Below are 19,268 nucleotides of genomic sequence, written 5' to 3' on the forward strand. Positions count from 1 at the left end.
CAGGATATACCTGATTTAGTTAGTCACTTATTTAGTCTTAGAAGGAGAAGATGTCTTTGGAAAATGTTGATTAATAAGGGACAATATTTGTTGTAAATCGTTTATAGTTGTGTAAACAAAAAAGTAATCTATAAATTAAGGACCAGCAACGATTTACTTTCGTAAATAATAATAAAGACAGATATGTTTAAAATTACATTTATTCTACTTGTAACGGTTTTCTTCACGCTTTTCATCACTTTAACAAGTTTTGCATTCGAACAAGATAGTACAATCAGTACTGAGGGTCTTCAATTTCAGACTTCAGATGACACTTCAATGGCTATTGAATCATCAACTGAAGGGTTGTCCTTTTCAGAAAGTCCTGATACTCTGAGTCAAGATACGGCTAAAACAGTAATACAGACCGCAGTTGATCAAGTTCCCGAAGAGAAAAAATCACTTTGGGGTATATTCTTAGCAGGTTTAGCCGGAGGTTTTATAGCATTATTGATGCCTTGTATCTTTCCGATGCTTCCCTTGACCGTCAGTTTTTTTACAAAACAGTCTGGATCAAGAGCAAGCGGAGTAAAAAAAGCTTTATTATATGGATTATTTATCATCATCATCTATGTTGCACTGGGCATGATCATTACCATATTCTTTGGTTCTGATGCACTTAATGCGCTTTCTACAAATGGTATCTTTAACTTTTTATTCTTCCTACTACTAGTCGTTTTTGCAGCGTCATTTTTTGGTGCATTTGAAATCACGCTACCAAGTTCATTTGTCAATAAAATGGATGCCAAATCGGACAAAGGTGGTTTGGTAGGTCTATTTTTCATGGCATTTAGCCTTTCTTTAGTTTCCTTTTCCTGTACAGGACCTATTATAGGTACGTTGTTGGTGGAAGCAGCATCCAAAGGCGAGCGCTTAGGGCCAGCAATCGGTATGCTTGGTTTTTCTATTTCTTTAGCAATTCCTTTTGCATTATTCGCAATGTTTCCTTCATTATTAAAATCCCTTCCAAAATCAGGAGGCTGGTTAAATAGTGTAAAAGTAGTCCTCGGATTTCTGGAGTTAGCCTTAGCATTAAAATTCCTATCAAATGTTGATCTTGCCTACCATTGGAATTGGTTTGATCGTGAAGTATTCCTTTCCTTATGGATCGTTATTTTCGGTTTAATGGGTCTCTACCTGATTGGTAAAATTAAGTTTTCTCATGATAGTGAGCTCAAATTCTTATCCGTACCACGTACATTTTTAGCGATAACAGTCTTTGCTTTTGTGATGTACATGATACCAGGACTATGGGGGGCTCCTTTGAAATCCATATCCGCATTTTTACCACCATCAGCAACTCAGGATTTTGATCTATCTGTCGGAATAGCAAGTACGCCAACGCATTCGGACGGTAAAGTGAAAAAATATGCAGAGATATTCCATGAACGTGGTACTCCCAAAGGATTTGATCCTTACTATGACTACGACCAAGCTTTAGAAACTGCTAAAGAATTGAACAAACCTGTCCTAATTGATTTTACAGGTTGGGGTTGTGTCAATTGCCGTGAAATGGAAGCAAATGTTTGGACCGACCCCGGAGTTGCAAAATTATTGAAAGAAGGTTTTGTAATGGCGGAGTTGTTTGTTGATGATAAGACCGATCTTCCAGCAAGTGAGCAATTTGTCTCTAAATATAGTGGCAAGAAAATTAAAACAATTGGTAATAAAAATAGTGATTTTCAAGCTTCGGCTTTCAACAGCAATTCGCAGCCTTTATATGTAATTGTAGATCCATCTGGCAAAGTATTAGTCCCGCAGTCAGGTGCCAATAGAAATATTGCTGAATACAAAGCTTTTTTACAGAGTGGAATTGATCAATATAAAATTAAAAAATAGTATAGTTTTTAAAAGTACTGCGTTCAATCTTTAGCTGAACATCAAATCTGTAATTATAGGCATCAAATTAACAATCATTTAGCTAAACGAAATGATGAAAATAGGAATTAGACTGCTAGAAAAAAAATCGTAACTTACTGGGGTGTAGTGTTAAAAAATAATTATTTTTAGCATATTGTCGTGTAAATGTCGTGTATTTGTAGTTGTGGTACCAAAACCTTCTTACTTAATTTGAAATAAAAATACCGCCATGAAAACAGGACAATTGATAAGAGACTTAAGGTTAAAAAAGGGTATCACACAGGAGGAACTGGCGGCAAAGACAGATATTAGCGTGAGGACAATACAGCGCATTGAGAGCGGAGACGTAGACCCACGTGCCTATACACTGCAAGCTATAGCGTCAGCATTGGAAGTGGAATACCATGTACTTGTTAATAGTGAAGGTGACTTAGAGATGTCTGACGAAAAAAGCACAGATAAATGGTTACCGCTATTGCATTTAAGTGGCTTACTGCTGTTCATTATACCGCCGATCATCATTTGGATCTTAAAACGTGATCAAGTTAAAGGAATTAGAAGACATGCTACAGATGTCATTAACTTTCAGCTGAGTATGAACCTTTATATCTTACCTTGTCTGCTTCTTTCTATCCACCCGATATCGATAGTCTTAGCTGTGTTTAGCCAGGTGATGATTATTGTAAACACCATAAAAGTGACAAATAAGCAGGCGTATAGATACCCTTTAAATATTAACTTCCTCAAACAGTCTCCCGTAGATTGATGACGTTCAGTATACATCACTCACGTCTAAAACTTATTTTTTGCCATTTGACAAATAATTATATTTTTGTTGATCCAAATTGGATTTTTATTTTTAAAGTCATTAATCTGGCACATAGGTTGAATTGAAAATATTAATTATGATGAATATGAAAAAAATGCTAGGTATTGTCATCCTTTTACTGGTCACCCAGATGAGTTTTGCTCAATATTTTAAACTAACGCCTAAGGGTTTTGTATCCAGCGACAACAGTGATTATACGGTGGTGGAAGTCCCGAATGTAAAACAAACGGATCTGTATAAAAATGTCCTCAATGCGATTAATAGCATATACAGAAATCCACAGAAAGGGCTTAGTGTTGTTGAGGGTGAAAGTATTAGTATAGCAGCGTATGAGGAGGAAGTTCTACCCATAAAACTTTCTAATGGTCTCGGAAAAACCCTTCGTAAATATGATTTATCGTATACACTGACTTTTCTTTTTAAAGATGGCAAGATTCGGATCAACAGTCCTGCTTTTGAAGCGAGACGATATGTTGAAGGTTCTTACAAAGGGGCAAGTGGCTGGAGTGGGGATGAATGGGTTACGCTAAACCTGATAAAAGTCGGAAAATCGAAATTATATCTTTTTGAAGATAATGGAAAAGTAAGATTTGAAGATGCCTACGATGGTTTAAACAATCATTTTAATACGCTTCTAAAGCAAATTATTGATAAGTCCGGAACGATAAATAACTGGTAATTTACTTTGAAATAAAGCCGTGGCCTTCTGAAAATCACGTATCTCTAAAAACTTATTTTTTGCCATTTGACAAATAATTATATTTTTGTTGATCCAAATTGGATCATGCATGATTTAAATCATGAATCCAGCAACAAAGGTAGAATTGAAAATTTTCAAAATGATGAATATGAAGAAAATGCTAGGTATGGTGATACTTCTGCTGGTTACACAGCTGAGTTTTGCGCAATATTTTAAATTAACAGCCAACGGTTTTGTATCTAACGACAATAACGATTTTGCGGTCGTAGATGTGCCTAACGTAAAACAGGCGGACTTGTACAAGAATGTACTCAATGCCATAAATTCGCTGTACAGCAATCCTCAAAAAGGCCTCAGTGTCTTAGAGGGTGAAAGTATTACCTTGACAGCATATGAAGAAAAAGCCATACCTGTAAAACATAGCAGTGGTGGTTTTGGAAAAACGAATTATAAATATGACCTGTCGTATACCTTGTCCTTTCTTTTTAAAGATGGCAAGATTCGGGTCAACAGTCCTACTTTTGAACTTAAAAGATGGTACGAAGGAACTTTCAGAGCTGGAAGAGGCTATGGTAATAGTGGCTGGACGACGCTAAATCTTGTTAAAGGCAAGAAGGATCGAGTGGCGATTTATGACCAAAATGGCAAATTGCTATTAGAGGATGCCACCAATGGATTGAATACTCATCTTAATGCAATCGTAAAACAGATTATTGATAAATCGAATACGATCAACAATTGGTAATAAGTGTTTAAAATAGATTTTAGTTAGGATAAGTTATGGCAGAAAAATGGATTCATTCCATGAACGGAGTTCCTTGGACAAACGTTAAAATGAATGATGCAATTCAAATATTGCGACCTAATGCTTCTGTAACATTTGCTTTTGGAGCGGAAGAATTATCAGTATTAAAAGAACTAAATGACATCGTTTTTCAGGTAAGACCAGATTTAATTCTTCATGTTTGGAGTGTTGCTGACAATCGCATCATAACAAATGAAGAATTGTCATTATTGACAAAAATGGGTAATGTCAAAAAGCTTTATTTCAATGGTTTTAATAATACTTCTTTACAAGAAGTTGCAGAAATGGTGCAACTGACAAGTTTACGACTTGAACCTAAAAAAAAGCTTGATCTTTCCTTTATTGAAAAATTAAATCACCTGACCAATATTAGTTTGACAGGAAAATTTATGGATTTAGAGCCTTTGTCAAGTTGTAATAAATTGACTAATCTACATTTATCTACTACAATTAATTCGTTTAGTTTTTTCAAAACTTTGAACAATATTAGGCATTTGAGTATTGATAATTGCATGACGTCAAGTGATTTTAACCAATTTAATAAGGAGACCCTGATCAACCTGAGCATTACTTCGATAAAAATGTTAGAAAATGTTGATTTTTTGGCAGACTTTCAAAACTTACAGTCTTTAAGACTTGGTGCTACAAGAGTAAAGACCTTACCAAGCTTAGCTAAACTCACAAAGTTGAAAAAATTAGAATTTGATTGTATGAAAGTTTGGGAAAATCCCGAAATTCTGCAAACCTTGCCCATGTTAGAAGAGTTATTACTAAAAGAAATTAACACGAAACTAAAAGCAGAGCAATTTTATTTTTTAACAGCAATGGATACTTTGACATCACTTGACTATAGGTTTATGGACTTCAATAAAAGTAGAATTGAAAAGCTAAATAATTGGTTTAAAGAAAAAAGTAAGGAATATATCCTAAAAAATAATAATACGTAATAAGTTGGTTATTAGTGGTTATGTAATGCAGTACTTAGCCCTTGACTTTGAGATCCTTGACAGATGGCAATAAAATAACCAATTGTTGCAGGATATGCTCTTGGTAAAGCAATAAAATTGATTATTACAGTACTACCGTCGATAACCGATCCGTTAAATAGGTATTCAAGGTCTTTAAACAAGAAAAAGCTAATCGAAAGATTAGCTTTTTCTTTTTGGATCTCGCTGACATTCGAATAACAAATGTTGCAGCTGTAAACCATCAATTATCTAGTCCAGACTTGTTTCCGGTGCTTTACCGATAAGTTCCATAAACTGATCTAACTTAGGGGTAATGATGATCTGTGTTCTTCTGTTTCTTGCTTTTCCAGCTTCGTTATCGTTAGGAGCGATGGTGTTATATTCGCCACGTCCCGCTGCGGTTAAACGTTTTGGATCTACTCCATAATTGTTCTGCAAAGCCATCACTACGGATGAAGCTCTTAACGTACTTAAATCCCAGTTGTTGCGGATATTAGGCATGCTGATAGGCACATTATCGGTGTTACCTTCAATCAGTACATCGTAACTGTTATAATCGGTGATAATCTTAGCAATCTTCGCTAATGTTTCACCTGCTTTATCTGAGATCTCATAGCTTCCCGATTTGTACAGCATATTATCAGCTAGAGATATATAGACGACTCCTTTTAATACCTGAATATCAACATCTCTGATTTCTTCTCTGCTTAGGGAGCGGGTCAGGTTATTGGTCAACACTAAATTAAGGGAATCACTTTTGTTTTTGCTATTGACCAACTGCTGAATGTATTTGTTAGAAGAATTGATTTCATCGACAAGTTTCGAAACATTAGCATTTCCCTGCGTGCTGGAATTTAGACAATTGTTTAATGCTGTCTGTAAAGCGGCAACATTTGCTTTTTCGGAAGCAATCTGCTCATCCAAACTCTTAATTCTGATTTTTGAACCGTTTAAATCACTTTCAGATGCCTGTAATCGGCTACTCAGGTCCTGATTACTTTGTTGTAACTGGGTGTAACTTGCTTGTAGTGCGGCAAATTTTTTATTACTGGTACAACTTGATCCTAAAGTTGCCAGCGCTAGGAGAGCGCAAATAATTAACGGATATTTCATAGTTTTTAAAATTAAAAATTACTGCTTGACAGGCATCTCGGAGATATAATAAAAATAGTCGATTACCTTTTTTTATTACGTCTCTAGCCAGACCAATAGTATAACACAAAATTGATGCCTTATTGGCTCACAAGCTGATGTTATTTCATAGATACAATCATAAACGAAGAAAATCGTTTCTTATTTTAGCAAACAAAAGTTTATAGAAAAAGTGTGCTGAGCTTCTTTCCGGCAATCGAAAATTAAGTGATGATTGCTGGATAATTCATCGTAAAAAAAGACTCGTAATGCATCATTAATAAGAGCAGCACCTCCGTATGGAAGTGCTGTTTTTTTATATTGCAGCGTAGTGACCTGCGATCATTATTTAATTCTGTTGCCATAAAAGTCATGATAAAGTGCTGATCCAGTTGAAAGTAATAGAGCCAGAAAATAGATCAGATCATTTACTTGCTTCCGTAGGGGGGAAATCTATCCACGAATAGCTTTTATGAACTATTTTCCAGGTACCCTCATATTTTAGGAGTAAAAAATAATCGGTAAACCTGCGCACATCGGGAATTACAATTTCAGCTTTGGCAATGGCGGCATCCTTTTCAATGTCAATGGAGATAATTTTCCCGATTCTATTTACTTTTTCTCCAACTTTTATATTCGAGATGTATTCTTGACCAGAGCGTGTCCACAGCGAATCTTTTGCTACGGTGTATAGATTAAAATTGGGATGAAAGGCTTTGCGAAGCCTTTCTGGTTGTCCGTTTGCCGTTCCTTCTATATAATGCAGAAGTGTTGTTGTTACTTGCTCTGAATCGGTTTGAAAGACAGGAGTGGTGCTTTTTATAGTTTTGTTTAAAATTTTCACCACTTCATTGGCCACTAACGTCGCTGAACTTGGATCTTGACCTGTTACAAATCTGCCATCGACTATATAAAAGCCATCGCCTGCATTGTCGGAATAAACAAAATTGCCCTCATTTTTTTGAATGGCCTGGTCTATTGAAAACGGGAATGCTTTGTAATAGTCCATCTCGGTATCTTCAAATTTGTCGGGGTAGCCGGTAATTCTTTTCCCTGCATACAGCGATTTGCCGTTATGGTCCTTTAAATAGGCTATTCCGGCTGTTCCGTGACAGAGTGTGGAAATAAGACCATTTTTATTGTAGATGTCTCTGGCGATCTGCTGAATGGTCTGGTCTTCCGCTACTCCGAACATGGCAGCGCCACCACCACTGTAAAAAATGGCGGTGTAATTATCTGCTACTATTGCGTTTGGTTTCAATGTATGTTCCAATTTATCCATAAACAACGCATCATACAGGTACTTCTTCTGGAGACTATCGGAAGTGTTGAGGTAACCAATAGGGATTGCGCCACCTTTTGGGCTGATGAAATCAACTTGAAATCCCGCTTTTATAAAAACATCGTAGGGATGAATAATTTCACCGAAATGGTTGGACGTACTGATCTTGGTGTTTCCGTAAAAATCCTGATTTGAGGTAACAAACAAGATTTTATGTTGTGTTTGAATACTGACATTCAAATCTATATGCGCGTGAATGTTTACATTCAACCCTACAATAGCAAGTAGCAATATGAATAGTTTTGTCATGTTAGATCGATTTTTATTTTGCTGGAGCAGTTGGGGTTTCTAAGGTTCTGTGCGGACTTCTGGTCGAAATTTTATCGACAATATACCAGCCGTCACTGGTCTTCATGAGATTAAAGTAATCGGTAAACAGCAATTTTGTTGTGCTGATTTCCACTTTTGCGACGGCAACAGTGTTGGTGATATCAATAAAAACAATACGTCCTGACCATTTAGCCGATTTTGCATGGGGAGCACTGTCAAAACGTTCCATATATTTTGGTTTTTTGATGATATTTATATTGTCATCCTCAAAATATTTCAATTGCCAAGAATCGTGAAAAGATTTAGATACCTTGATGGAATCGCTCGTGCCTATTCCGTCTAGGTAGAGATTTAGGGTTTTTTGAACCGAATGCCAATCGTTATTGGCATCATCAGTTTGAGCGTTAACCTGTAGCATCAACAGAATTAGCCCAATAAATAATAGTACTTTTCTCATTTTTTTAATGATTTGAAATTGTTAAAATTAATAAGTTCAAATATCTGAGAAAGGCTATTGAAAGGGGTTTTAGGTTATAAATAAGAAGTTCGATGTTATAAAATAGAACTTATTTGGACTGTGATTTTTGATATTCAGCAGGAGTGGAACCGGTGATTTTTTTAAATGCGGTGAAGAAAGTTGACTTCGAGCTAAAGCCACTGTCGTAACCTAGACTTTCGATGGTGTAATTGCTCTCTTTTTCCAATAATTGTTTTGCTTTTTCAATCCTGTACTCTTTGATGAGGTTGGAAAATGATTTCCCCAACGTTTCATTGATGTACTGCGACAATAGATGCTTTGTCACTTTTAGTTCTTTTGCGGCGGTCTCCAGGGTGAAATTGGGGTCCAGGAACAATTCCTGATCAACGATGATAGCGAGTTTCTGATGCATGAGATCTAATGTTTCGGTATCAATTTCTTTGTTTTTGTATTTTTCTTTTTCCTGGAAAAAAGTAGTTTCCCGGCTATTTCTAAAAATGATAAGTAACAGAATTAAGTAGAAAACAAAAGAAAAGGACAATGACCCCACAATATAAGAGGCGTAAGCACCAAATTTGTAAGCAAACCAAATAATGGCAACACCTGTATAAATACTGAGCAACCAAACCTCGAAATCCATTAATTTTTCTTTTGCCTTTATTTTCATTAAAATCGGTATCAGGTATTTAAATGATGCGATCATATAAACCAGCCATTGCAGGTAAATTCCCAGGACAATCCAGTGGCTCCAGACACCTCGATGTTCGGTATAGGGATAGGCAATTCCTAAAATTGTAATGCCCACGATAAACGGCAGGATATGAACGACCCAACTGGAATTTTTGTTGCCGGAAAAAGATTTAAGATACAAAAACAGGAACGGGCCGATCAAAATGCAAGCGGAAAGCCCGATCTGAATAAAAATATTGGATAATTCAGGATTAAAATAGAAAAAGACGGATTTGATAATCCGGATACTTAGCACCAGTAACAAGAAAGCTAAAAAATAGTTGGCAAAAACCTTTTTCTTTGTATTGATCGCAACATAAAGAGAAAGTAGCAAACCGTTGAAAGCACCTAATGCACTAAAAAAGAAAAGCAATTGATTAGGCTCTGTCATGGATTGAACTAAAAATATGTTTCAGCTAAAATAGTGAAATTTTAGCTGATAGTTTTTATAAATAATCGTGTTTTTTTCGTTACAATTATATTCTTTCTAGAATTTTTGGTTTGCATAATACCAAACTTGAATGCACCTTTTAGGAGTTCATGTTTTTATTAAGTTAAATAGCAATTTTATGGGTATTGTATCAATTATAACCAAAAAGCGCCTCCATATGGAAGCGCTCTTTGGTTATAATATAACCTTCGTCTCATTTAGTGTACACAGGCTGATGCAGCTCTGTCCAATTGGTTTTCTTCTTCGTTTTCTGAGATCTTCTTCGGGAAGCTTACAAAACTTAGGATAAACGTAACCGACAGCAACAGGATACTCACCCATAAAACGTAATGAACACCATAATGTACACTGATTATTCCTCCAAGAAATGCCCCTAAGGAAATTCCGATATTAAAAGAGGAAGTCAGTAAGCTGTTCACAAATTCTAAGGCATGATGGGGAACAGATTGTGTGGTGCGGATATTGGACACCAAAAACCCGCCGGTATGGATCATTCCCCAGAGGGATACGATGATGACCATCGGAATATAATGTCCGCCAAAATAGTATGCTAAGATCTGTACCGTCACTAAGAGTATTAAAAACAGTCTGGCTGTTAAGAGTACATTTCTGTTCAGGGCCAGTCCCATCAGCCAGTTTCCTAAAGTTCCCATGCCACCGAAAAGGAGCAGCATCATACTGATCTGCGCACCGTCCATCTTGGTAATCTCTTCTAGATAGGCGGTCAGGTAGGTATAGCTGGCAAACATGGCCGCTAAAGTGGCTATGGTCGAAATAAGATTGAGCCAAAGAAGCGGGCTTTTCAACACTTCGACCTGATTTTTGGTGGAGATCGCCTGATCTGCCGGCATTGAGGGAATAAAGAGCAATAGACCGATAAAGGCGATTAAACTGATTGCGCTACTGAGGAAAAAGGAGGCTTGCCAGTTCTGGAACAGATCTACAGCATAGGTGGTGAGGGGGATACCCAGTACCGTCGCTAAGCTTAACCCCAGCATAACGGTAGAAACGCCTTTTGCACCCTTTTCTTTAAATGCAATGGCGATGGCGATATTCCAGAATAGCGGATGCAGGATCGCAGGTAAGATACGGGCGACCATCAGCATGTTGAAGTTGGTCGAAAAGGCAGAAATTAAATTCGAAAATACAAAGATACTCATGACCAGACAGAGCAATAGCTTTCGGTTTATCTTGGTCGTAAATGAGGTGATAAAAGGGGAGGAAACGGCGACGGTGATCGCAAAGGCACTCAACAGCCAACCTGCCGTATCGATGGATACGTCAAATTGCCGACTGATGGTCGGTAGGATGCCGACGATCCCAAATTCTGTGGTTATAATGCCAAAAGCGCCAAGTGCTAAGACGTAAATTGATGTTTTCATTATTTGTTAAAATTTATGTATGGCAAAATTGAACAGAAAAAATGTGAAAAATCAGTATATTTTCATGATAATTAGGTATTTTTGCCTTATGAAACGCGAGAACATCGATGAATTGGTCAAGGTGGAATACCATCAGGGCGCTAGCTGTCCATTACGGGATATGCATTTTTCCTTTTTTCAGATTGTGTATGTTATTTCTGGAAAAGGATTTCTGAACATCAACAACAATATGGCTTCTTACAGTAAAGGGAGTCTGATTCTTCTGACTCCGAATGATCAGCACCATCTGGAAATCTTGGAAAGTACGGACCTGTTGCTCGTGAAGTTCAGTGAACGCTATGTGAAAAACTACCCTTGGAACAGCATTAATTCCATGGAATGCCTTTTATATGGTGCTTCCTTTCTTTCCGGATGTATTTTACAGAATAAGCCTGATATCGTTTTGGTCAATTCGATTGTGGAGTCACTGCTTCATGGTATCCATCATCCGGATCTGTATCAGGATGAGCTGACGTTGAATTACGTGAATGCCTTGATTGTCATCGCAGCACGAAATATCTCCAAGATGCGAGCGGAGCAGATTACGGCCAATTCAGATAAAAGGGTGATTCAGATTATAGATTATATCCAAGGCAACATCCATGATCCCGCATTATTGAAAGTTGCTGTGATCGCGAAGAAATTCGGGTTTTCAGAAACCTATCTGGGCAGTTACTTTAAAAATCAGTCCGGAGAAACGATTCAGCAGTACATCTTGAATTATAAAATGCGCTTGATTGAACACCGGGTGCTGTTCAGTGATATGCGGGTCAATGAAATCGTCACGGAGTTTGGTTTTTCAGATGAAAGCCATCTGAATAAGTTTTTCAAAAAACGGCATCAGATGAGCTTATCAGAATTTAAAAAGACGAAGGGCAGTAAGGTCGTTGCCTAAGGCCTTTTTTGATTAGAAAAATTTTAAACTTCTACAATTAAATAGGACTGACCCTCTTTCTCCCGTTTTAATACCGGAAGAGCGACATTGTATACTGGGATTTCACTTGTGGTATGACCGCTGAGTGTGCCGCCATGTGCATGACCATGAAAGGCAATCGACACCTGTCTTCTGGTCAGGGGTTCTGCCAGGTGTGATGAGCCAAGAAAAGGGAACAGTTGCTCGGGTTCACCTACAACGGTATCTTTTATCGGTGCATAATGCAGCAGTACGGCTTTGGGCAGATGTGGACATTCTTGTTCTAAACGTGTGAGTGCACGGTCAAGTTGCAAAGATTCATTGACGACTTCATGCACAAATTGCTTCATCATATCTTCTCCGAAAATAGACAGCATATATTGATCAAATCCACCTCCAAATCCTTTTACCCCTGCAAATGCAACATCTGCTAAGACAATGGATTCACCATCTAAAATAGTCATATGATGTTCAGTCAGAATTTGTTTGATGATTTTCTGTCTGCCTTTTTCGTAATCATGATTGCCTAAAACGCCGACAACAGGTATGCGCAATGCTTTTAACTCTTCACCTAATATTTTAGCTTCTTCTTCGTCCCCGGTATCAGTCAGATCACCGCATATCGCCAGTACATCGGCTTTTTCATTTAATTCTTCAAATATGCCCCTGAGCAATCCTTTGTCTGAAACACGAACATGTATATCCGCCATGGCGGCGATTCTCGTTTTTTTGCGTACTTCCATAGATTATATTGTCGTTATCGTGTATGATTTGTAATTCCATTCTTTTACATCTACCTCATATTGGGTTTGGTCAATAAGCGGACCGCGACATACTTTTTCGACGGGCGAGGGAATGTCATATTGCTCTGCAGCTCTTCTCATCAGTTCGTCAAATAACCATTTGGGGATGATCTCGCGATAATCTGAAGGGTATACAAACTGGAAAATAAGCAATTGTGCCAAGAGGAGGTGCCAGTGTGGATCTAAGCGTTTCAGCAGTAATTCCCAATCTACATTTTTTCCATATTTCAACAGAATATGGTTGATGTCTGCACTGTCGTGACGCTCTCGGTTCTGCACATAAATTTTACACCAAAGGAGTTCCTCTACGGGAATAAATTTAACAGGTACGTCTGCAAAATGACCGCTTGGTGCCCGTTCATACCAACTATCGTCTACTGTACAGATATTGTTTACGGTATCGAATATAATATCGATAAAATAGTCCCCATGGAAGACTTTTGCAAGCCATCTTACGTCCGTCAGCTCGGTTTGATAACCCTTTTCGGCAAAGTGTTTCAGAATTTTAGGATATTCACTGCTCTTGCAGAAGATATCCAAATCTTTGGTGTCTCTAAAGATGCCCGTGTAGTGGAACATGGCAAAAGCACCGCCTAACATAAACTGACACTCACACTCCTGTAAGAGGAGTAGTGCGTCTTTATAAAAATCTCCTGATTCCCGTTTTTCTTTGTCCGTTGTGAGCATATAGTATACTTAGTAAATGATATCGTTTAGAATACAACAATTTCACAACCCCATTAGTTTGGTAGCTAACAAGTCAGCATTCAGGAATCCGTGTTAGTGCTTATTGAATGTACTTAATTAAATGAATCATTCTAAATTTTTGAAAGGAGTAAAGCCACATAATTCCTTGTGAGCAGGGCCTTACAAGGAATTATGATAAAAAAGTGATAAGCTGGAAATTCCATCGGGTGGATCTTTGGCTCTATGGTTTGCTATTTAACGACCGTAGCTTCTAATTCAACTTTTAGGGTTTCAAATAGTTGCTGTACTTCAAGTACAGTACTTGTTTGCTTGATTTGGTTGCGATTGATCCATTCCTGGAAAAGATCAAAATTTTCAAACAATGCCGCTGAGTCTGTCGTGTAGATATTGAGCCTGACGATATTCTTGAGATCGAAGTCAGCTTTACGAATTACTTTTTCAAGATTTTCCAATGTCTTCTGCAGTTGGACGCGCATATGCTCATCACTTGAAATTCCATGCTCGTCGATCGCTGTCTGGCCGGATACATACAAGGTGCTTTCAACATGTTTCACTTCTACTGCCTGGACATAGCTTCTGGCATCTTGCCAAGTCCATGGATTAATGATCTTTTTTTCCATTTTAATGTTTTATTAAAGTATGGTACAAAGATCACGATGTTGCTTTATATGAGCGTGTGACAAATATCACAGTTTTCAAATGTCTTATAAGATGCGGCTCAATGTTTCGCGGGATACGCCGAGATAGGATGCCAACAATGTTTTGGGAATGCGCTGTATCAAAGAGGGCTGGTTTTTAATGATCTGCTCGTATCTTTCCTTTGCACTGGAAGTAAGAAATGATAAAATACGTTGTTGCGAGCCAATATGCCCAGCGATTGATTTTTTAAGGAAAAAGTGCTCCATCTTTTGCATTTGCGTACATAGCTTCTCAAAATTTTCTAGGGTAAGGCAAAGCATTTGTGTGTTTTCAATGCATTTTAACGATAAGGTAGCGCGGCTCTGGGAATAAAAAGCTACGAAATCCGTTTCCCACCAGTCTTCCATCGCAAAAGAAATGAGATGTTCCTTTGCATCGCTATCAGTATATGTTAGCTTTACCAATCCTGAAATTACAAAGTACACATGCTTAACCGGTTGACCTGCTGCAATGATCAGTTCATTTTTCTTAAATTCCTGAAATGTGAAATTATCAAATAGCGATGATATTTCCTCATCCGAAAGGCTGACGATTTTTTCGATATGTGCTCGCAATGTATCTTTTATACCATTCATGTGAGATTATAATATGTGAAGTCACTTGCAAGTTATGCATCGTATAGGAAGTTATAAAATGATTGCGCTATTTTTTCTAAATTGCCCCGTGACCTTTGGCAATATATATGGACTGGCACTACCGTCTGTCATTGATGGTATGGCTCAAAACTAAACACGGCGGTGTTTTGTTATCTATTGGAGTAATTCGAATGGAAATTGACAAACTGAACCGTCTCTTTTAGACCCTTTAAGATAATATTTGATCCCAGACAATGAAAGAAAAATTTAATCAGCTGATCGCAGAAGTGGTAAAACCGTTACTGAAAGAAAATGGCTTCACGAAGAAAGGGATGAATTTTTATAAAAGAAATGCTGATCTGGTTTTCCTTTTGAACGTTCAAAATAGTCATGGGAACACTTCTGAACAGACAAAATTTTATATTAATTGTGGTATTCATTCGACCGTTATCGATAAAGTGATAGGTCGATCGGAACTTGTGGAACCGAAAGAATACGAGTGTTATTTCAAAGATCGCATTTCTTCGCTGATCAATGCCACCGATGACGGCTACTTGATCACAAAGGACACGGACCTGGAAACTTTAAGTTTGACACTTCACCAGGATCTAAAAGCGGTGCTGGTGCTATATGATAACATCAACAGGACCAGCGATCTGACGGACTTGATGATCAACAAAAATGGACTCAACAATTATCAGGAACTATTTGAATATTTACTGTTAACAAATAATCAGGCAGATGCAAAACGTTTTGTCAAAAATCTGCATGATAATTTTGGACAGCAACGAAGGTGGACGATATTTGAAGACAACCTGTCTGAGCTGTTAAGAAAAAATAAACGAAAAGAAACCATTGCGGACTTATTACGCTAGCGTACATGACCTTGAATTGAACTTTATGAAAAAACTTATTCTACTATTTGCTTTGCTTCCTGTCCTGGTATCTTGTAAAGACCGCGACAAGATAAATCTTTCCCAATTGCACTTGAATGAAAGCATCGAGAGCCTCATTGATTTTGGTGAACCTAAAACAATCGGTGTTGAAACGGTTGAATACCCCTTTTGCTTGATGATTGAAATAAATGATGGTGCAAACTACACTTTTGACGGTCTTGATCTGACGGGCCAAAAGGTATTTTTCCAGATCGATTCGGAATTGCTTAAAACAGACAGCCTGACGAAACAGGGCGGTGGTCATATCGACGTGCGATCTTTCAAAGACAAGAATGAGCTTGCTGAAATTCTTAAAAACTACCAAGCAGCAAATACCATCTACGGTATGCGGATCGAAATGAAAACGGAGGACTTCAAGAAACAGATACTCGCAAAACTGGAAAGCAGGTATGGGAAAGGAACTAAAAATCCGAATACCGATAACGGGCTATATTGGAATCTCGCGAAAGAGCAAAAATACATTTTCTTTGCGCCAGATTATGACCGATTGATCGTTTTAAACAGTACAGATCTCTCCAAAACCTGTTATTGGGATATCATGAACGGAACGATTGATTTTGGCGGATGTGATCAGGAGGCGTATACGAAGGAACTGCTTAAAAATACCAGTCCTGAAAAGGAAGTGACAGAAAAGCCTGTTGTGAAAATAGACAAAGATTGGAACCTCAATCAGCTGGTCGTAGGGAAAACTACGGAACAGGAGTTCGCATCCGCAGCTATGAATAAAAATTTTGAGCGGACGGTTGTGATCGACGGCAGTACGGCTTCGACCACGGAAGTATCTTATGACAATAAAGACAAAAACTTCTTTTTCTATTTTTCTGCAGGTCAAGGTGATGGTGAGAATCCCAAAAACAATCTTTTAAGTGGCTATAGCCTGCAGGATTTTAAACAGGTGGATATTTCATTTGACAATGGTCTTCGCCCTGGAATCTCTTTTAAGGAAGCTATCAAATTATTCAACAAAAATGACATCATCAATTTCAATGATCTAAAATTTTCGAATTATATAGAAGTCAAAAGAGGGAACGGTAAGGTTACTCTTAACTTTGATGAAGACTATTTGTTTTCGGGTATTTATATAAAATGAGCGATATGATCTGCTTAACAAGAACATGTTGCAGCAATGGAATCAACAAAAAAAGTCTTTTCAGCGATTAGCTGAATAGACTTTTTTGATTTTGGATTAATTGTGTTACGGGTTGTATTGTAGCATTATAACTGTTATGATCTAAAGTGAAAGTATGTAGTAGATTCTGATCGTAACCCATATTTTCCAATATATATTATCATTCATGTGAGATTATAAGATCTAACGTTACCTGCAATTTATGCATCGTAGGCCAAGTTTACATATGACAACGCTATTTTCTCAAGCGAATAATGCTCGATTGAATTTTACAACCTCTGGATGCGAAGGATAGCTAGACATCGCTGAAAGTTCGGCAATAGCTTTATCCCTCAAAATGGGTGCATCATCTTTCACGCCGTCCTCCAATGCTTGTTTTAGTGCTGTCGCATTCAATTCTGTGCAGTAGGCTGGCGTTCCGGGTTGGTGTCTCCAGGATTCTGAAAGTGGGCCAGCGTCAACGACATCGTATCCCGCTTGATCAACTAATGTCGCAATTACTTTTTTTGCCTCGGCATCATTACCCGCTATAGCCATGGCAATTCTGTCTTCGGCTCCCGCATCTTTTCCGCCACTGGCAAGTGTTTCCGCCAATAAGTTGTTGAATGCTTTTATGACAGGTCTTCCTAATTGTTCAGATACCCAGATGCTCTCTACTTTTCCATTTTTGATCTCTTCAATATCAGCATCACGGAAGGGATAATAATTGGAGGTATCGACCACAATGACCTCTTCAGGAACGTCTGCAAAAAGATCTTGAGGTAATTTCGGGATTGCTATGGTTGGTATCGCTAAAATGATCACATCAACATCTTTCACCACTTCCTTCTGATCGGCAGCTGTAACACCTAATTCCTGAGCGCGCGCATTCAATTTATCCTTGTCGCTTGTATTGTTAATTTTCACCTGGTGACCAGCCTCAGCCATTTTTTTAGCGATTGTTCCGCCTATTGCACCGGTACCTATTATTCCTATTTTCATCTGCTCCTTATTTTAATATGGATTATCTTGTATTCATGCTATCATTTGCCTTCTCTTCAAAAGCTGTTCGGAATGATCTTTCGCACAGTACAAAGTTATCGCTATTTCACTATCATTTGTATAGGCCTTTCCTGAAGGAAAGCAGACTTTTGGAGTTAAACGGCTCCAAGTGATCTTCATAACTTTCACTTTCCTTTAGGTAACTACTATCTTTTGGTTAGTAATTTTGCTGTAATTTTGTAAGGTGTAAAATTAGTGCGGTCAATAGTTAAGAAAATCTCGAATTGAGATGGCGCCTTTTATATAAATCACCACGTATTATGGGTAATAAAAAGAAATTGAAACTCGCTGCGATAATTGATGGACCTGGATGGAATCATACTTCTTGGCAACATCCGGATATGCCATCAGACGCAGGCGAAAATATCGACTTTTACGTTCAGCAGGCTAAACTTGCGGAAGATGCCAAATTTGAAAGTTTATTTTTGATTGATGTCAGTCATGTTGGTCCCGGGAATATTCCACATTATCTGAGTATGTTCGAGGGAGTTTCTATTATGTCTGCCTTAGCGATGAAAACCGAACGAATAGGACTCTCTGTAACAGCTTCAAGTTCTTATACAGATCCCTATAATATTGCGCGTCAGGTCTTGTCTTTGGATAAAATAAGCAGCGGAAGAGTGTCACTGAATGCCATTACTTCCAATCCGGGAGGGATGGTAAATTTCAGTCGGGGTCATTTGTCGAAAGCAGATCAGTATCCCATGCACATCGAGTTTTTAGAAATTATAAGGAACTTGTGGGACACCTATGAGGACGATGCATTTGTAAGAGATAAAGAAAATGGAATCTTTTTGAATCCACACAAAATGCATTTAACAAACTACAGGGGAAAATATTTTTCTGTTGAAGGTCCTTTGAATATAAGCCGTTCTGTTCAGGGAAGACCTGTTCTATACACCGCAGGTAGCTCGCCAACATTCGTTGATATTGCGACTACTTACACAGATGGTGCTTTTATAGGAGGCTTTTCCATGGAAGAGACAAAACATACCGCTATGGCGTTGAGAAGAAAGTTGGATGAGAAACAAAGAAACCAGGACAACTTTATCATCGCCACTTCGCAAAACCCGATCGTGGGAAGAACGGATGCTGAAGCGCATCAGAAATATATGGAGCTGGCTGTCCTGAATCGGTATCAGCGAATTGCTCCACCGTTGTTTTTAGGGTCTGCCGAAAGTGTTGCTGATGAAATTCAAGAATGGCACGAACAGGGAATAATGGATATGCTGATCATTAAACAGGATCATCCCTACGGTCTCCGAGATTTTATCGAACTGGTCGTTCCTATTTTACAAGAACGCGGAATTTTCCATACGGAGTACGAAGAAACAACGCTACGCGGAAATCTCGAACTTCCAAAACCAGCATTCAGAAATTTTCAAAAGCATCAAGGGATTTAATGAATTCAAAAATACAAA

The 19,268-nt window shown here is 38.0% G+C and carries 20 protein-coding genes; 9 read left to right on the top strand and 11 right to left on the bottom strand.

What is annotated here, in order from left to right:
- The first annotated feature begins 183 nt into the window (after nucleotides 1–183).
- The 5 genes from EDF66_RS22600 (at nucleotide 184) to EDF66_RS22620 (ending at nucleotide 5,180) form a co-directional block, all read left to right on the top strand.
- Nucleotides 184–1,878 carry a protein-disulfide reductase DsbD family protein gene (locus EDF66_RS22600; RefSeq protein ID WP_132845284.1) on the top strand — a complete coding sequence of 565 codons (1,695 nt, stop codon included), beginning with the start codon at nucleotides 184–186 and terminating at the stop codon, nucleotides 1,876–1,878.
- A gap of 250 nt (nucleotides 1,879–2,128) precedes the next feature.
- Nucleotides 2,129–2,665 carry a helix-turn-helix domain-containing protein gene (locus EDF66_RS22605; RefSeq protein WP_132845286.1) on the top strand — a complete coding sequence of 179 codons (537 nt, stop codon included), beginning with the start codon at nucleotides 2,129–2,131 and terminating at the stop codon, nucleotides 2,663–2,665.
- A 139-nt stretch (nucleotides 2,666–2,804) separates the two neighbouring features.
- Nucleotides 2,805–3,407, top strand: coding sequence for a DUF4468 domain-containing protein (locus tag EDF66_RS22610; protein WP_132845288.1), 603 nt, complete (start codon nucleotides 2,805–2,807; stop codon nucleotides 3,405–3,407).
- A 121-nt stretch (nucleotides 3,408–3,528) separates the two neighbouring features.
- The gene (locus tag EDF66_RS22615; protein WP_132845289.1) at nucleotides 3,529–4,173 is read left to right on the top strand and encodes a DUF4468 domain-containing protein; all 645 of its coding nucleotides are present in this window, start codon (nucleotides 3,529–3,531) and stop codon (nucleotides 4,171–4,173) included.
- Between the two features lie 35 nt (nucleotides 4,174–4,208).
- Nucleotides 4,209–5,180: a hypothetical protein gene (locus EDF66_RS22620; protein ID WP_132845291.1), complete on the top strand. Its 972-nt coding sequence runs from the start codon at nucleotides 4,209–4,211 to the stop codon at nucleotides 5,178–5,180.
- 270 nt (nucleotides 5,181–5,450) lie between these two features.
- On the opposite strand, the gene EDF66_RS22625 is transcribed toward EDF66_RS22620, so the two are convergent.
- The 6 genes from EDF66_RS22625 to EDF66_RS22645 all read right to left on the bottom strand — a co-directional run bounded on the left by EDF66_RS22625 (nucleotide 5,451) and on the right by EDF66_RS22645 (nucleotide 10,984).
- The gene (locus tag EDF66_RS22625) at nucleotides 5,451–6,314 is read right to left on the bottom strand and encodes a flagellar motor protein MotB (protein ID WP_132768623.1); all 864 of its coding nucleotides are present in this window, start codon (nucleotides 6,312–6,314) and stop codon (nucleotides 5,451–5,453) included.
- 242 nt (nucleotides 6,315–6,556) lie between these two features.
- Nucleotides 6,557–6,697: a hypothetical protein gene (locus EDF66_RS26165; protein ID WP_165902504.1), complete on the bottom strand. Its 141-nt coding sequence runs from the start codon at nucleotides 6,695–6,697 to the stop codon at nucleotides 6,557–6,559.
- Nucleotides 6,698–6,756: 59 nt separating this feature from the next.
- Complete coding sequence (locus EDF66_RS26170) at nucleotides 6,757–7,923, bottom strand: nuclear transport factor 2 family protein (protein WP_165902505.1); 1,167 nt, start codon at nucleotides 7,921–7,923, stop codon at nucleotides 6,757–6,759.
- Between the two features lie 13 nt (nucleotides 7,924–7,936).
- On the bottom strand, nucleotides 7,937–8,401 hold the full coding sequence (locus EDF66_RS22635) for a nuclear transport factor 2 family protein (RefSeq protein ID WP_132845293.1): 465 nt from the start codon (nucleotides 8,399–8,401) through the stop codon (nucleotides 7,937–7,939).
- Between the two features lie 109 nt (nucleotides 8,402–8,510).
- Nucleotides 8,511–9,542: a helix-turn-helix domain-containing protein gene (locus tag EDF66_RS22640; protein WP_132845295.1), complete on the bottom strand. Its 1,032-nt coding sequence runs from the start codon at nucleotides 9,540–9,542 to the stop codon at nucleotides 8,511–8,513.
- Nucleotides 9,543–9,799: 257 nt separating this feature from the next.
- Entirely contained in the window at nucleotides 9,800–10,984 is a 1,185-nt protein-coding gene (locus EDF66_RS22645; RefSeq protein WP_132845296.1) for an MFS transporter, read from the bottom strand.
- 88 nt (nucleotides 10,985–11,072) lie between these two features.
- On the opposite strand from EDF66_RS22645, the gene EDF66_RS22650 reads away from it, so the two are divergent.
- On the top strand, nucleotides 11,073–11,918 hold the full coding sequence (locus EDF66_RS22650; RefSeq protein ID WP_132845298.1) for a helix-turn-helix domain-containing protein: 846 nt from the start codon (nucleotides 11,073–11,075) through the stop codon (nucleotides 11,916–11,918).
- 23 nt (nucleotides 11,919–11,941) lie between these two features.
- Here the strand turns inward: EDF66_RS22650 and EDF66_RS22655 are convergent, their stop codons facing one another.
- From EDF66_RS22655 to EDF66_RS22670, 4 genes are all read right to left on the bottom strand, one after another.
- Nucleotides 11,942–12,679: a metallophosphoesterase gene (locus EDF66_RS22655; protein WP_132845300.1), complete on the bottom strand. Its 738-nt coding sequence runs from the start codon at nucleotides 12,677–12,679 to the stop codon at nucleotides 11,942–11,944.
- 3 nt (nucleotides 12,680–12,682) lie between these two features.
- Entirely contained in the window at nucleotides 12,683–13,426 is a 744-nt protein-coding gene (locus EDF66_RS22660; RefSeq protein WP_132845302.1) for a nucleotidyltransferase, read from the bottom strand.
- Nucleotides 13,427–13,677: 251 nt separating this feature from the next.
- The gene (locus tag EDF66_RS22665; RefSeq protein ID WP_132845304.1) at nucleotides 13,678–14,067 is read right to left on the bottom strand and encodes a RidA family protein; all 390 of its coding nucleotides are present in this window, start codon (nucleotides 14,065–14,067) and stop codon (nucleotides 13,678–13,680) included.
- Between the two features lie 84 nt (nucleotides 14,068–14,151).
- Nucleotides 14,152–14,721 (bottom strand): Crp/Fnr family transcriptional regulator, encoded by a 570-nt coding sequence (locus tag EDF66_RS22670; RefSeq protein WP_243656119.1) that lies wholly within the window; start codon nucleotides 14,719–14,721, stop codon nucleotides 14,152–14,154.
- Nucleotides 14,722–14,975: 254 nt separating this feature from the next.
- On the opposite strand from EDF66_RS22670, the gene EDF66_RS22675 reads away from it, so the two are divergent.
- Complete coding sequence (locus tag EDF66_RS22675; RefSeq protein WP_132845306.1) at nucleotides 14,976–15,596, top strand: DUF4304 domain-containing protein; 621 nt, start codon at nucleotides 14,976–14,978, stop codon at nucleotides 15,594–15,596.
- Between the two features lie 25 nt (nucleotides 15,597–15,621).
- Entirely contained in the window at nucleotides 15,622–16,767 is a 1,146-nt protein-coding gene (locus EDF66_RS22680; protein WP_132845308.1) for a hypothetical protein, read from the top strand.
- 282 nt (nucleotides 16,768–17,049) lie between these two features.
- Here EDF66_RS22680 and EDF66_RS22685 read toward each other — a convergent pair whose 3' ends face one another.
- On the bottom strand, nucleotides 17,050–17,787 hold the full coding sequence (locus EDF66_RS22685) for an NADPH-dependent F420 reductase (protein ID WP_132845309.1): 738 nt from the start codon (nucleotides 17,785–17,787) through the stop codon (nucleotides 17,050–17,052).
- Between the two features lie 320 nt (nucleotides 17,788–18,107).
- Here EDF66_RS22685 and EDF66_RS22690 point away from each other — a divergent pair, with 320 nt between their 5' ends.
- The gene (locus EDF66_RS22690; protein ID WP_132845311.1) at nucleotides 18,108–19,250 is read left to right on the top strand and encodes an LLM class flavin-dependent oxidoreductase; all 1,143 of its coding nucleotides are present in this window, start codon (nucleotides 18,108–18,110) and stop codon (nucleotides 19,248–19,250) included.
- The last annotated feature ends 18 nt before the right edge of the window (nucleotides 19,251–19,268 follow it).

It is taken from the genome of Sphingobacterium sp. JUb20, assembly GCF_004342035.1.
Classification (GTDB): Bacteria; Bacteroidota; Bacteroidia; order Sphingobacteriales; family Sphingobacteriaceae; genus Sphingobacterium; species Sphingobacterium anhuiense.

Bases quoted from the DNA above. Each gene is read 5' to 3' on its own strand.
- EDF66_RS22635 (WP_132845293.1), bottom strand. From the start codon at position 8,401: ATGAGAAAAGTACTATTATTTATTGGGCTAATTCTGTTGATGCTACAG.
- EDF66_RS22685 (WP_132845309.1), bottom strand. From the start codon at position 17,787: ATGAAAATAGGAATAATAGGTACCGGTGCAATAGGCGGAACAATCGCT.
- EDF66_RS22665 (WP_132845304.1), bottom strand. From the start codon at position 14,067: ATGGAAAAAAAGATCATTAATCCATGGACTTGGCAAGATGCCAGAAGC.
- EDF66_RS22650 (WP_132845298.1), top strand. From the start codon at position 11,073: ATGAAACGCGAGAACATCGATGAATTGGTCAAGGTGGAATACCATCAG.
- EDF66_RS22610 (WP_132845288.1), top strand. From the start codon at position 2,805: ATGATGAATATGAAAAAAATGCTAGGTATTGTCATCCTTTTACTGGTC.
- EDF66_RS22690 (WP_132845311.1), top strand. From the start codon at position 18,108: ATGGGTAATAAAAAGAAATTGAAACTCGCTGCGATAATTGATGGACCT.
- EDF66_RS22660 (WP_132845302.1), bottom strand. From the start codon at position 13,426: ATGCTCACAACGGACAAAGAAAAACGGGAATCAGGAGATTTTTATAAA.
- EDF66_RS22625 (WP_132768623.1), bottom strand. From the start codon at position 6,314: ATGAAATATCCGTTAATTATTTGCGCTCTCCTAGCGCTGGCAACTTTA.
- EDF66_RS22605 (WP_132845286.1), top strand. From the start codon at position 2,129: ATGAAAACAGGACAATTGATAAGAGACTTAAGGTTAAAAAAGGGTATC.
- EDF66_RS22645 (WP_132845296.1), bottom strand. From the start codon at position 10,984: ATGAAAACATCAATTTACGTCTTAGCACTTGGCGCTTTTGGCATTATA.
- EDF66_RS22600 (WP_132845284.1), top strand. From the start codon at position 184: ATGTTTAAAATTACATTTATTCTACTTGTAACGGTTTTCTTCACGCTT.
- EDF66_RS22655 (WP_132845300.1), bottom strand. From the start codon at position 12,679: ATGGAAGTACGCAAAAAAACGAGAATCGCCGCCATGGCGGATATACAT.
- EDF66_RS22615 (WP_132845289.1), top strand. From the start codon at position 3,529: ATGAATCCAGCAACAAAGGTAGAATTGAAAATTTTCAAAATGATGAAT.
- EDF66_RS22680 (WP_132845308.1), top strand. From the start codon at position 15,622: ATGAAAAAACTTATTCTACTATTTGCTTTGCTTCCTGTCCTGGTATCT.
- EDF66_RS26165 (WP_165902504.1), bottom strand. From the start codon at position 6,697: ATGGCAACAGAATTAAATAATGATCGCAGGTCACTACGCTGCAATATA.
- EDF66_RS22675 (WP_132845306.1), top strand. From the start codon at position 14,976: ATGAAAGAAAAATTTAATCAGCTGATCGCAGAAGTGGTAAAACCGTTA.
- EDF66_RS22670 (WP_243656119.1), bottom strand. From the start codon at position 14,721: ATGAATGGTATAAAAGATACATTGCGAGCACATATCGAAAAAATCGTC.
- EDF66_RS22620 (WP_132845291.1), top strand. From the start codon at position 4,209: ATGGCAGAAAAATGGATTCATTCCATGAACGGAGTTCCTTGGACAAAC.
- EDF66_RS26170 (WP_165902505.1), bottom strand. From the start codon at position 7,923: ATGACAAAACTATTCATATTGCTACTTGCTATTGTAGGGTTGAATGTA.
- EDF66_RS22640 (WP_132845295.1), bottom strand. From the start codon at position 9,542: ATGACAGAGCCTAATCAATTGCTTTTCTTTTTTAGTGCATTAGGTGCT.